This is a genomic window from Streptomyces sp. NBC_00012 (genome assembly GCF_045040875.1).
Classification (GTDB): Bacteria; Actinomycetota; Actinomycetes; order Streptomycetales; family Streptomycetaceae; genus Streptomyces.
Genome location: NZ_CP108310.1, coordinates 234,405 through 246,304, shown reverse-complemented (window position 1 = coordinate 246,304; position 11,900 = coordinate 234,405). Strand labels below are relative to the sequence as shown.

The window sequence follows — 11,900 nt, the reverse complement described above, 5'->3', positions numbered from 1 at the left end:
TCGTGTCGTGTGGGCCCGGCCGGGCCGCGCAGGGGCGTGGCGCGGCCCGGGGTCCGGGAAGAGGAAGGGGTACGGGATGGTGCGCGGCGGCTGCCCCCGCGCCGGTGGGCGAGGGCGGGGCGGGGATTAGATGAAGGTGATGTCCCAGTGGACGCCGCCACCGCGGGGAACCTCGTAGACGTACTCGGCGGAGATCCCGGCCAGGGTGCCGTGCCAGCGGGCGTCGGTGCCCCGCGGGGCGCCCTTGCGCTGGGTGGTCTTGATCCAGTTGGTCACACAGCCGCCCTCGTCACGGGTACGCAGGTCGAGCTTGTAACCGTTGGCGTGCGAGTGGTTGCCCCTGGTGCTGTGGCCGGACTCGGTGCCGCCGGTGATGACGATGGTGCAGCCGCCGCTGGCCTTCTTCAGAGCGATGACACCCTGGATCGTCCGGGCACGGACACCCGCCAGGGAAGTCCGCCCGACCGGGGCCTTGATACCGGCCGCGGCGAGCTGCGCGAGGACCTGGCGCTGGGTCAGCCTGCCATTCGCCGGAGCGGGCGTGGTCGGGGCAGGCGTGGTCGGGTGCTCGTCTTGGTCCCGATGATCCCGTCCGCGGTCAGCCCGTGGGGCCGCTGGAACGCCATGGCGGCTTTCCGGGTGGCCGGACCGAACGCACCGTCGACCGCGATGCGATTCCCGTACCCGGCGAGCTGCGCCTGAGCGGCCTTGACCGCCGGCCCGCTGGAACCGGTGCGCACGGTCTGGGTCAGCTTGTTCCAGGTGTTCGGGCCGATGATGCCGTCGGCGGTCAGGCCGTGGGACGCCCGTTCGGCGAACTTACCGTCGGGATCACCCTCTTGAAAGTGGCCGGCGCCTCCAGTACCAGGACATTCCACCATCACCCGGCTGCCCGCCTGGACTAACGGCTCACGGGAGACGCCGCGCACCTGACCCCAGCCGGACGGTGACGCCCTCGGGAGTCAGGGGGGTGTGCTCCGCCGAGCACTGGACGGTGACGTGGACCGGGGCGCCGCAGTCAGTGTGGGTCACGTCCAGGACGGGGCCCGGGCTCTCGGGACCGACGGCGTACGTCTCGCCCCACTGGCTGAGCGCCACCAGGACGGGCCACAGGTCCCATCCTTTACGGGTCAGGTGGTACTCATTACGGGAGCGCCGGCCCGGTTCCTGGTAGGCGACAGCCTTCAACACGCCGGCTGCGGTCAGCTTCCGCAGGCGGTCGCTGAGGACGGCCTCCGAGAGGCCGATGTGACGGTGGAAGCCGTCGAAGCGGCGCACCCCGTTGACGGCGTCGCGCAGGATCAGCAGCGTCCATTTCTCCCCGACTACATCCAGCGCACGCTGAACGGGGCAGTTCTCCGTGCTCACCTCAAGCCACTCCATCCCGTCATCGTAGAGCCCCTGGCTTCGTCATTGACAGTCAGATGAGGGCGCGGCTAGCTTCGCTTAGGAAAGCCAGATGATCAGAAGGAAGGCGCTGGGCTGTGGGGCGAACACGTACGTACAGCTGGGACGATCCGGCGATCCCGGCGCAGGCCGCTGCGGGCATGGCCGGTCTCGACTTTCTGCGCGAGGTGCAGGCGGGGCGGCTTGCCGCGGCGCCCGTCGGCCGGACTCTCGACTTCGCCCTGGATGAGGTGGAGCACGGCAGGGCGGTCTTCTCCCTGGTGCCGGGCGAGGAGCACTACAACCCGATCGGTAGTATGCACGGCGGCGTTTTCGCCACGCTGCTCGACTCTGCGGCGGGCTGCGCCGTCCAGTCCACGCTCCCGCAGGGGATGGCGTACACCTCGCTCGATCTGACGGTGAAGTTCCTGCGGCCGGTCACCGTGGACACGGGCCGGGTGCGCGCCGTCGGCACGGTGGTCAGCGGTGGTCGTCGAACCGCGCTCGCCCAGGCCCAGTTGGTTGACGCGGCGGACCGCCTGCTCGCGCACGCCACCAGTAGCTGCCTGCTCTTCCCAGTGCCCGTGTGACTTTCTGAGACAGCGAGACACCGAAATGCCGGTGACCGGTTCATCGGTCACCGGCATCGCGGTGTCTCGCTGTCGCGGCGGTCTTTCGAGCCCCGCTCTCCTGCTGGGTTCAGGCACCGAGGTGCTGGCGCAGCCACTGGCCCATCTGCTGGATGGCCTGGTCGGTTCTCGGGTACGCGTCCGGCGCTGAGGATGAAGGAGTGCTGGCCTTCGGGCAGCGGGTGGATCTCGGAGGTGATCTTGAAGTCGGCGAGGCGGCGGCCGAGCGCGGCGCCGTCGTCGGCGAGGGTCTCGTACTCGCCGAAGTGAACGGTGGTGGGCGGCAGGCCTGTCAGGTCGGCGTTCACGAGGCTGATCTGCGGGTCGGCGAAGTCCACGGCGGGGTCCTGGAGCCAGGCCGCCCGGAAGCGCTCGAGCGTGGCCCTGCTGAGCATCCGGTCGTTGCTCTCGTTCGTGTCCACCGCCGGGAGCTGCATGGTGAGGTCGGTCCACGGCGAGACGCTGACGATCGTGCCCGGGGTCGCCTCACCCTTCGCGAGCAGGCGCAGCGGGAGCAGTACCGCGAGGGTGCCGCCGATGGAGTGGCCGGTGCTGCCGATGTTCTTCGGCTCGTAGCCCTGGGAGAGCAGCCAGCGGTAGGCGGTCTCGGCGTCGTCGAGCTGGGCAGGGTAGGGGTGCTCGGGGGCCAGGCGGAAGTCCACGACCAGCGAGCGCACGCCTGCGGCCTTGACGATGTGACCGGCCGCCCTGCGGTCGGAGTACATGGAGGCGGTGACGGATCCGCCGAAGTGGAAGTGGAGCAGCGCCTTGTTGGGGTCGGCGTCCTCGGGGATGGCCCACAGGGCGGGGACGCCGCCCGCGTCGACCTCGGCGTAGCTGACGCCTTCGGGTTCGGTCGACGCCGCTGGTAGGAGTCGATGATGTCGCGGACCACGGCCAGGTCGAGGCCGGGTACGCCCGACTTCGCGCTCGTACGGGCCTGGAACTCCGCGAACTCGTGCTGCTGCTGGCTGATTCCCATGGTGGTGCTCCTTGCTTGGATCGGGTGGAGGCCGACTGATCGGCCGGCCGCCCCGGAGTCAGAGGTTGATCATGTGGCCGGTGAGGCCGTGGAACGCTTCCTGGAGTGCTTCGCCGAGGGTGGGGTGCGTATGGACGTTGCGGGCGAGTTCGGCGGCGGTCAGGTCCCACTTCTGCGCGAGGGTGAGCTCGGGGAGGAGTTCGGCGACGTCGGCGCCGATCATGTGTCCGCCGAGGAGCTCGCCGTGCTTCGCGTCGGCGACGAGCTTGACGAAGCCGCCCGGTTCGCCGAGGCCGTGGGCCTTGCCGTTGGCGGTGAAGGGGAACTTGGCGACCAGTACGTCGTGGCCTTCGTCGCGGGCCTGCTGCTCGGCCAGCCCGAACGAGGCGACCTGCGGTTGGCTGAAGGTCGCGCGCGGCATCATCCGGTAGTCGCCGAGCGGCATGGTCTCGGCCCCGGAGAGGGTTTCGGCGGCGACGACGCCCTGCGCCTCGGCGACGTGGGCGAGTTGGAGCTTGGCGGTGACGTCGCCGATCGCGTACAGGTGCGGTACCGAGGTCCGCATGTGCTCGTCGATCGCGATGGCGCCCCGGTCGGTGAGGGTGACGCCTGTGTTCTCCAGGCCGTAACCGGTGGTGCGCGGTGCGAAGCCGACGGACATGAGGACCTTGTCGGTACGAATCTCCGACCGCTTGCCGTCGGCCGTGGTGTAGGTGACCGTGACGGAGGTTCCCTCGTCCTTGATGGTCTCGACCTTGGTGGAGGTCAGGAGGGTGACGCCGAGCTTCTTGTACTGGCGCGTGATCTCCTTCGACACCTCGGCGTCCTCGTTGGGCAGCGCGCGGTCGAGGAATTCGAGGATCGTGACCTCGACACCGTAGTTGCGCAGTACGTAGGCGAACTCCATGCCGATCGCTCCGGCGCCGACGATGACGATGGAGGCGGGCAGCTCGCGCTGAAGGATCTGCGTCTCGTAGGTGACGACGTTCTCGCTGAGCTCGACGCCGGGCAGCAGCTTCACGGTGGAGCCGGTGGCGATGATGGCGTCGTCGAAAGTGACGCTCTGCATGCCGCCGGCGGTGAGGGCGACGTCGATGGTGCGGACGTCGGTGAAGGTGCCGTGGCCGTCGATCTCGGTGATGGCGTTCTTCTTCATGAGGAAGTGCACGCCTTTGACCCGGCCGTCGGCGACCTGGCGGCTGCGGTCGTAGGCGGCGCCGTAGTCGAAGCTCACTTCGCCCGAGATGCCGAACTGCTTGGCCTGGTGGTGGAAGGTGTGGGCGAGTTCGGCGTTGCGCAACAGCGCCTTGGAGGGGATGCAGCCGACGTTCAGGCAGATGCCTCCCCAGTACTGCTTTTCGATGACGGCGACACTCTTGCCCAGCTGGGCGGCGCGGATCGCGGCGACGTAGCCGCCGGGCCCGGCGCCGAGGACGACGACGTCGAAGTGCGTGCTGCTCATGGAGGTTCTCCTTCTTGTTTCCGCCCTGGTCATCGTCATGCCAGCGGCAGGCTGTCGCATGGCGGGACGACGAGCCGCCCACCCGCCCCGGTCTGGTGGATGGGCGGCTCGTGGACGCTGGTGTCAGGCGTGGGCCAGGGTCGGGTAGTCGGTGTATCCGGCCTCGCCGCCGCCGTACAGGGTGGCCGGGTCGATCTCGTTGAGCGGGGCATCGGTGCGCAGACGCTCGACGACGTCGGGGTTGGCCAGCGCGAAGCGGCCCAGCGGGGCGATATCGGCCAGGCCCGCGTCGATGTCGTCGGCGATCTGCTCGCGGGTTCGGCCGTAGCGGACCACGAGCAGGGCGGTCGGCCACACCTCGCGGAAGGAGCGCAGCAGTTCGTCGTCGCCGACGTGATGGACGTGCAGGTAGGCGAGGTTCAGGGGCGCCAGCTCGCCCACCAGGTGGCGGTACTGGGCGCGCACGGCCTCGGTGTCGCCCTCGTTGATCCCGCCCAGCGGCATCGAGGGGGACAGGCGGATGCCGACCCGGTCCGCGCCGATCTCCTCGGCCACCGCCCGGGCGACCTCGACGACGAGGCGGGAGCGGTTCTCGACCGAGCCGCCGTAGGTGTCGGTGCGATGGTTGGCGTTCGGGGAGAGGAACTGGTGCAGCAGGTAGCCGTTCGCTCCGTGGATCTCCACCCCGTCCGCGCCGGCCGCTATCGCGGAGGCGGCGGCATGCCGGAAGTCCGCGATGGTGGCCTGGATGTCCTGAATGCTCAGCTCACGCGGGACCGGGGTCTTCTTCGGGCCGGTCGCGGTGAATATGTCCTGGCCGGCGGAGATCGCGGAGGGGGCGACCGGCTGGCGGTGGTGCGGGGTGTTGTCCGGGTGGGACATGCGCCCGACGTGCATCAGCTGGATGAACAGTGTCCCGCCGCCCGCGTGCACGGCGTCGGCGACCTCGCGCCAGCCTGCGATCTGCTCGGGAGTGTGGATGCCGGGCGTGTTCGGGTAGCCCTGTCCGTCGGCCGAGGGCTGCGTGCCCTCGGTGACGATCAGCCCGAGGGAGGCGCGCTGACCGTAGTAGGTGGCTGACAGTGGGCCGGGCGTGCCGTCGGCGTTCGCCCGGCTGCGGGTCAGCGGCGCCATGGCGAGGCGGTGCGGGAGCTCGACGCGGCCGAGCTTGAAGGGCTGCCAGAGGGAGGGAGACGTGGTCATGGGGTGCGTGGTCCTTAATGTCGGGCGTGGATCGGTCGCCGGTGTCCGCTGTGGATCAAGGGGGACCGGGCGGGCGTCGTCGTGGGACGATGACGGAAGCCGCCTCTGATTCTCATCAGTAACGACTGCACTCATAACTGAGTACAGTCAGAATAAATTCCTCGAAAGGTGTCCCGCATGCCACGCGCTTCCCAGCCGGCCGGTCGGCGCGAGCGGAACAAGCAGCTCAAGCTCGACCGCATCACCGCCGCAGCCCATGAGTTGTTCGCCGAACGCGGCATCGACGAGGTCACCACCCAGCAGATCGCCGACAAGGCCGACATCGGCACCGGCACGCTCTTCCTCTACGCCAAGACCAAGGGTGAGCTCCTCCTGCTCGTCCAGAACTCCCTCTACGCCGAAGCCCTCGAACGAGGCCGGGTGGACGCCGAGAACATCCCGGACGCCCTGGACGCCGTGATGGCGATCGTCCGGCCGATCGTCGGATGCAACCGGACCCAGGTCGACAACGGGCGCGTCTACCTGCGCGAGATGGTCTTCGGCGACCCCGCCGAGCCCCACCACCGCGAGGCCCTCGCCATCACCGGGCAGACCGAGGAGGCCGTGGCCGCCGTGCTATGCCGGGACGCACAGGTCAGCGAGAGGGACGCGGCGACGACGGCGCGCGTCGTGTCCGCCGTCATGTTCCTCACGATGGCGGCAAGCGTGAACGTCGCCGCGAGCGTCGACGAGATCGTGCGTGACATCCGGGAGCAGATCGCAGTCCTGTTGACACGTTGACGTCTGCTGCGCAATTTCCACTTCACGGGCATGCGGCCCGGAACTGACCGATGACTGGCGCACTGTGAAGCCGGTGCGCCAGGCGCCGGCGGCCTTCTCCCACCGCCTCCGCCTGGCCGCGGACGCCTCGTCGCCCACGAGTGCGGTCGACGTGCACCCGCACCGCGCCTTTGATCAGCCGGTTTCCGTCAAGGCTGCGTGTGCGGCGGCGAGGATCTCCCCGGAGAGCGGGGAGCCCTTCGTGGCCCGGGACAGGACCAGCGCACCGAAAAGGGTGCAGAGGCGGGCGATGCCGTCCTGGTCGTCGGTGGCGAGGAAGTCGGCGAAGTCGGCCGCCCCTTCGGTGTAGACGCGACGGGCCTCGCGCCCCCCGCCTTCGCGTGCGATGTCGGTGGCGAGCGCGGCGACCGGACAGCCGTCCGCCGGGTCGTCGCGGTGCTCGACGGAGAGGTAGGTGTCGATCAGGGCCTGCTGGGCGGCGCCGCGCTGCCCGTCGTACCGCTCGAGCCCGGCGCTGTGGCGCTGGGCGAGCTCGGCGAAGGCGTGGGCGGTGGCCTCGTCGACGAGCGCCTCTTTGGAGGCGAACTGCTTGTAGAAGGCGCCGTGGGTCAGGCCGGCCGCCTTCATCAGGTCGGCGACGCTGACCTGCGTGCCCTGCTCCCGGAACAGCCGGGATGCGGTGTCCACCACCCGCCTGCGATTTTCCTCCGCCTGTGCCTGCGATACGCGGCCCATGACCACCTCCCGTTTGGATGTCGACTGGCATCTATCATAGACCCGTGTTTAGATTGACTGCATAATCTAATCCGTTGCGGGTGGCCGACGGCGCCCGCCAGGACCAGGAGCGAGCATGGAACTGAAGAACACGGTCGCGGTCGTCACCGGCGCCAACCGAGGGCTCGGGCGGCACCTGGCCACTCAGCTCGTCGGGCGCGGCGCGAAGGTGTACGGCGCGGCCCGACGCCCCGAGACGGTCGACGTGCCGGGCGTCATCCCGCTGCGGTTGGACGTCACGGACGAGGCGTCGATACAGGAGGCCGCCCGCGTGGCGTCCGACGCGACACTGCTGATCAACAACGCGGGCATCTCCACCGGCGCGACGCTGATCGGAGGCGACCTGGCTGAGGTGCGCCGGGAGATGGAGACCAACTTCTTCGGCCCGCTCGCCGCGACCCGCGCCTTCGCCCCCGTCATAGAGGGCAACGGCGGCGGCGCCGTACTCAACGTCCTGTCCGCCCTGTCCTGGTTCCACCCGGCCGGCCTCGGCTCCTACGCCGCCTCCAAGGCCGCCGCTTGGGCGCTGAGCGACGCGACCCGTGAGGAGCTGGCACCGCGCGGGATCACCGTCTCGGCGCTGCACGTCGGCTACATGGACACCGACATGGCCGCCGGCGTGCCCGCCGATCAGAAGGTCGCCGCCGCCGACGTCGCGGCCCAGGCCCTGTCCGGCATCGAGACCGGCCTGCCCGAGATCCTCGCCGACGAGACCAGCCGGTACGTCAAGCAGAGCCTGTCCGCGGCACCCCAGCCGAACGCGGGCTGACGCTCACCCCTCCACCCCGGCGCGGCCGCCTTCCCACCCCTCATGCAAGGACATCTCATGCGTTACACGACCTTCGGACACCGGACCGGACTGCGTGTCTCCGAGTACGCGCTCGGCACCGCGAACTTCGGCACGGGCTGGGGTGCCGGCGCCGAGCCCGACGAAGCCCGCCGGATCTTCGACCGGTTCGCCGAGGCCGGCGGCACCTTCCTCGACAGCGCCGACGGCTACCAGTTCGGCGAGTCGGAGGAACTGACCGGAAAGCTGATCTCCGCCGACCGCGACCACTTCGTCCTGGCCACGAAGTTCACCCTCGGCGCCGCCCCGCAGCCGGACATCTCCAAGACCGGCAACAGCCGCAAGAACATGGTCGCCTCGGTCGAGGCCAGCCTGAAGCGCCTGAGCACCGACTACATCGACCTGCTGTGGGTGCACTTCCCCGACGAGCTCACGCCGATGGAGGAACTCCTGCGCGGACTCGACGACCTGGTGAGCACCGGCAAGATCCACCACGCCGCGCTGTCCAACTTCCCCGCCTGGCGCGCCTCGCGCGCGGTAACCCTCGCCGACCTGAAGAACTGGGCCCCGATCGTGGGCATCCAGCACGAGTACAGCCTCGTCGAACGCACCGCCGACCGCGAGCTCCTGCCCATGGCCGAGAGCCTCGGGCTCGGCGCCGCCCTGTGGTCCCCGCTCGGCGGCGGACTGCTCACCGGCAAGTACCGCAGCTCCGCCGAGGGGCGCCTGAGCGACCTGGGTGCGGTCATCCACACCGAGAACACCGACCAGAAGACCGCCGTCGTCGACACTGTCCTGGCTATCGCCGAGGAGACCGGCGTGACGCCCGCCCAGGTGGCGGTGGCCTGGGTGCGCGAGCGCGCGGCACGCTCCGTGGCCACGCTCGTCCCGATCATCGGCCCACGCAACCTCTCTCAGCTCGACAGCTACCTCGGCGCCCTCGACGTCCAGCTGACCGACGAGCAGTACACCCGCCTGACCGATGTCAGCGCTGTGCCGCTCGGCGCGCCCCACGAAGGGATCGCCGCCTCCCTGGACCGCCTCCAGGGAGGCGCCGTCGACCGACTCATCGCCCCGGTCGTGCCGGTGGCCTGATGGGTGAACGCGGCTGAGGACGCGGTGCGCCCGCGCCGCAGCCAGAAGAACAACACAAACTAGTTCGTACTGGGAGAAGCCCGGGGCGAGCGGAGACCCCGCCCTTTCACGGACGGGAAACGGAATGGAGACGACGATGAGGGCTTTCATGGTCGAGAAGTACGGCGGCCCAGCCGGGATGCGCGCCGCCGAGAAACCCGACCCGCAGGTGGGTGCCGACGACGTCCTGGTCAAGATCCACGCGGCGGGCGTCAACCCGCTGGACCTCAGGATCCGCAACGGGGACTTCAAGGCGTTCATGCCTTATCGTCTCCCGCTCGTTCTGGGCAACGACCTCGCCGGGACGGTCGTTCGGGTCGGCCCGTCCGTCACCCGGTTCGCGGTGGGCGACGAGGTCTACGCCCGGCCCGACAAGGACCGCATCGGCACCTTCGCCGAACTCATCGCCGTTCACCAGGACGACCTGGCACCCAAACCCGCCACGCTCACCATGGCCGAGGCCGCCTCCCTCCCCCTGGTCGCCCTGACCGCATGGCAGGCACTGGTCGAGCGGGCACATGTGCAGCCGGGTCAGAAGGTCCTCATCCACGCGGGCGCCGGCGGCCTCGGCTCCACCGCCGTCCAGCTGGCCAAGGCGCTGGGCGCGCACGTGGCCACCACCGTGAGCACCGCCAAGGTCGACCTGGCCAAGGACCTCGGCGCGGACGTCGTCGTCGATTACCGCACACAGGACTTCGAAGAGGTCCTCGACGGCTACGACGTCGTCCTCGACAGCCTCGGCGGCGAGAACCTCGCCAAGTCCCTGCGCGTGCTCAAGCCCGGCGGCATGGCCATCAGCGTCGCGGGCCCGCCCGACCCGGCTTTCGCCCGTGAACTCGGCGTGAACCCGATGCTCCGCCTGGCCATGACCGCCCTCAGCTTCAAGACCCGGCGCAGCGCGAAGCGCCACGGCGTGACGTACTCGTTCCTGTTCATGAAGGCCAGTGGCGACCAACTGCGCGAACTCAGCCCCCTCATCGACGCCGGGAAGATCCGCCCCGTCGTCGACCGCGTCTTCCCGTTCGAGGAAACCCTTCAGGCCATGGAGTACGTCGAAAAGGGACGGGCAAAGGCCGGCAAAGTCGTCGTCACGATGACGTGAGGGCGGGCACGAGTCCCAGGCACCAGTCACCTCCGACAACGAGAAGACCCTGCACACCTCACTCCCCCCGCCACACCACCCCAGGACCCGGCCATGAGCGCACCGTCCAGTTCCCCCGCCCCGATGTCGTACAAGAACACGCCGAACCGCTCCGTGTCCGTGCGTGGCGTGGCCTTCGCCTACCGGCAGCTCGGCCCGGATGACGGCGTACCACTGATCCTCCTCAACCACCTGGCCGCAGTCCTGGACAACTGGGATCCGCGCGTCGTCGACGGACTCGCCGCCCGACGCCCGGTGATCACCTTCGACAACCGCGGCGTCGGCGCGTCCGGCGGCTCCACACCCGACACCATCGAGGCGATGGCCCGCGACACCGTGCTGTTCATCCGGGCCCTCGGGTACGACCGGGTCGACCTGCTCGGCCTGTCGATGGGCGGCTTCATCGCCCAGGTCATCGCGGCAGAGGAACCCGACCTCGTACGCAAGCTCATCCTCGCGGGCACGGGCCCCGCCGGAGGCCCCGGCATCGACAAGGTCACCGTCCTCACCATCAAGGACACCCTCAAGGCCGTCCTGACCCGCAAGGACCCGAAGCAGTACCTCTTCTTCACCGACACCGCGGGCGGCCGCCGGGCGGCCCACACCTTCCTGGACCGGCTGAAGGAGCGCACAGACGACCGCGACAGGGCCATCTCGCTCTCATCATTCCGTGCCCAGCTGAAGGCCATCCACCACTGGGGCCTCCAGGCACCGGCCGACCTGTCGCGCATCCACCAACCGGTCCTGGTGGCCAACGGCGAGAGCGATCGAATGGTCCCGAGCGTCAATACACTCGACCTGGCGGCCCGGCTGCCCCAGGGCGAACTCGAACCCCTCTACCGCGACGCCGGACACGGCGGGATCTTCCAGCACCACGACGTATTCGTCCCGCGAGCACTTGAATTTCTCGAACCGTAGCCAGACCTCAGACAGGTCCAGGGCCCCTGCCCCGCATCCACACCGGACGGTCGGGAACGGCGAACCCCCGCTCGGCGAGCAGCGGGCGGATCTCGGCGAGGGCCCGGCCGATCGTGGAGGACCCCACCTCGTAGAGCACCCCGAGGGCCTCGTGAGTAAGGCCATCCCGCAGATGTACGAGTGTGGCCAGCAACCGGTCGGTGAAGACGAATTCGTGCTACGGCCCGGCTCCTGCCTGACGCTGGCGGGCTCCCTCGCGCCGTTGGTGGCGTGCAGACTCACAGCGCGCCTCTACGTCGCCTTCGTCGTGGACACCTTCTCCCGCCGGATCGTTGGCTGGTCCGCCGCCACATCGAAGGAGACCAGGCTCGTACTGGACGCCCTGGAGATGGCTCTGTGGCAGCGCGACCGGGACGGATTCCCCCACACGGCAGGCGAGTTGATACATCACTCGGACGCCGGGTCGCAATATACGAGTTTCCGGCTTGCCGAGCATCTGGACGCCGTGGGCATCGCGGCTTCAATCGGCTCGGTCGGTGACGCCTACGACTGTCAGTCTCTTCGTACCGGATCCCGCGATAAGTCGGCGGTTCAGTCCGCTCATCGGCGGGCGTGTGGCCGCGTCCCCCCGTCCGCGCCGCCGGTATCGCGGTCGGCGCCGGCGGGCGCATGGCGGCGTTTCCGGTCCTGGTCCCGGTGGTCCT

Annotated in this window: 14 protein-coding genes and 1 pseudogene; 7 read left to right on the top strand and 8 right to left on the bottom strand. The window is 69.4% G+C overall.

Going from position 1 to position 11,900, the window contains the following annotated elements; all coding sequences use genetic code 11:
* Positions 1-126: 126 nt before the first annotated feature.
* The 3 genes from OHA19_RS40220 to OHA19_RS40210 form a co-directional block, all read right to left on the bottom strand.
* Positions 127-276 carry a hypothetical protein gene (locus OHA19_RS40220; RefSeq protein ID WP_331750372.1) on the bottom strand — a complete coding sequence of 50 codons (150 nt, stop codon included), beginning with the start codon at positions 274-276 and terminating at the stop codon, positions 127-129.
* Positions 277-515: 239 nt separating this feature from the next.
* Positions 516-881: a peptidoglycan-binding protein gene (locus tag OHA19_RS40215; RefSeq protein WP_331750374.1), complete on the bottom strand. Its 366-nt coding sequence runs from the start codon at positions 879-881 to the stop codon at positions 516-518.
* A gap of 28 nt (positions 882-909) precedes the next feature.
* Complete coding sequence (locus OHA19_RS40210; RefSeq protein ID WP_331750376.1) at positions 910-1,383, bottom strand: helix-turn-helix domain-containing protein; 474 nt, start codon at positions 1,381-1,383, stop codon at positions 910-912.
* 101 nt (positions 1,384-1,484) lie between these two features.
* Between OHA19_RS40210 and OHA19_RS40205 the strand changes: the two genes are divergently transcribed.
* Positions 1,485-1,976 carry a PaaI family thioesterase gene (locus tag OHA19_RS40205; RefSeq protein WP_331750379.1) on the top strand — a complete coding sequence of 164 codons (492 nt, stop codon included), beginning with the start codon at positions 1,485-1,487 and terminating at the stop codon, positions 1,974-1,976.
* A gap of 47 nt (positions 1,977-2,023) precedes the next feature.
* On the opposite strand, the gene OHA19_RS40200 is transcribed toward OHA19_RS40205, so the two are convergent.
* The 3 genes from OHA19_RS40200 to OHA19_RS40190 form a co-directional block, all read right to left on the bottom strand.
* Positions 2,024-2,779, bottom strand: coding sequence for an alpha/beta hydrolase fold domain-containing protein (locus OHA19_RS40200; protein ID WP_331754692.1), 756 nt, complete (start codon positions 2,777-2,779; stop codon positions 2,024-2,026).
* Positions 2,780-3,055: 276 nt separating this feature from the next.
* On the bottom strand, positions 3,056-4,459 hold the full coding sequence (lpdA, locus tag OHA19_RS40195; RefSeq protein WP_331750381.1) for a dihydrolipoyl dehydrogenase: 1,404 nt from the start codon (positions 4,457-4,459) through the stop codon (positions 3,056-3,058).
* Between the two features lie 123 nt (positions 4,460-4,582).
* Positions 4,583-5,662: an alkene reductase gene (locus tag OHA19_RS40190; RefSeq protein WP_331750383.1), complete on the bottom strand. Its 1,080-nt coding sequence runs from the start codon at positions 5,660-5,662 to the stop codon at positions 4,583-4,585.
* A gap of 177 nt (positions 5,663-5,839) precedes the next feature.
* On the opposite strand from OHA19_RS40190, the gene OHA19_RS40185 reads away from it, so the two are divergent.
* A complete protein-coding gene (locus OHA19_RS40185) occupies positions 5,840-6,442 on the top strand; it encodes a helix-turn-helix domain-containing protein (RefSeq protein ID WP_331750385.1) in 603 nt (200 codons plus the stop codon).
* 174 nt (positions 6,443-6,616) lie between these two features.
* Here OHA19_RS40185 and OHA19_RS40180 read toward each other — a convergent pair whose 3' ends face one another.
* Entirely contained in the window at positions 6,617-7,177 is a 561-nt protein-coding gene (locus OHA19_RS40180; protein WP_331750387.1) for a TetR family transcriptional regulator, read from the bottom strand.
* A 115-nt stretch (positions 7,178-7,292) separates the two neighbouring features.
* Here OHA19_RS40180 and OHA19_RS40175 point away from each other — a divergent pair, with 115 nt between their 5' ends.
* The 4 genes from OHA19_RS40175 (at position 7,293) to OHA19_RS40160 (ending at position 11,196) form a co-directional block, all read left to right on the top strand.
* Positions 7,293-7,985, top strand: a complete 693-nt coding sequence (locus OHA19_RS40175) for an SDR family oxidoreductase (RefSeq protein WP_331750389.1) — start codon at positions 7,293-7,295, stop codon at positions 7,983-7,985.
* A 57-nt stretch (positions 7,986-8,042) separates the two neighbouring features.
* Positions 8,043-9,098 (top strand): aldo/keto reductase, encoded by a 1,056-nt coding sequence (locus OHA19_RS40170; RefSeq protein WP_331750390.1) that lies wholly within the window; start codon positions 8,043-8,045, stop codon positions 9,096-9,098.
* Between the two features lie 136 nt (positions 9,099-9,234).
* Positions 9,235-10,239 carry an NADP-dependent oxidoreductase gene (locus OHA19_RS40165; protein WP_331750773.1) on the top strand — a complete coding sequence of 335 codons (1,005 nt, stop codon included), beginning with the start codon at positions 9,235-9,237 and terminating at the stop codon, positions 10,237-10,239.
* A gap of 93 nt (positions 10,240-10,332) precedes the next feature.
* Complete coding sequence (locus OHA19_RS40160; RefSeq protein WP_331750391.1) at positions 10,333-11,196, top strand: alpha/beta hydrolase; 864 nt, start codon at positions 10,333-10,335, stop codon at positions 11,194-11,196.
* A 7-nt stretch (positions 11,197-11,203) separates the two neighbouring features.
* Here OHA19_RS40160 and OHA19_RS40155 read toward each other — a convergent pair whose 3' ends face one another.
* Positions 11,204-11,389 (bottom strand): transposase family protein, encoded by a 186-nt coding sequence (locus tag OHA19_RS40155; protein WP_331750392.1) that lies wholly within the window; start codon positions 11,387-11,389, stop codon positions 11,204-11,206.
* A 96-nt stretch (positions 11,390-11,485) separates the two neighbouring features.
* Between OHA19_RS40155 and OHA19_RS40150 the strand changes: the two are divergent.
* Positions 11,486-11,746 (top strand): annotated as a pseudogene (locus tag OHA19_RS40150) (DDE-type integrase/transposase/recombinase); the annotation flags it as partial.
* Positions 11,747-11,900 lie beyond the last annotated feature (154 nt).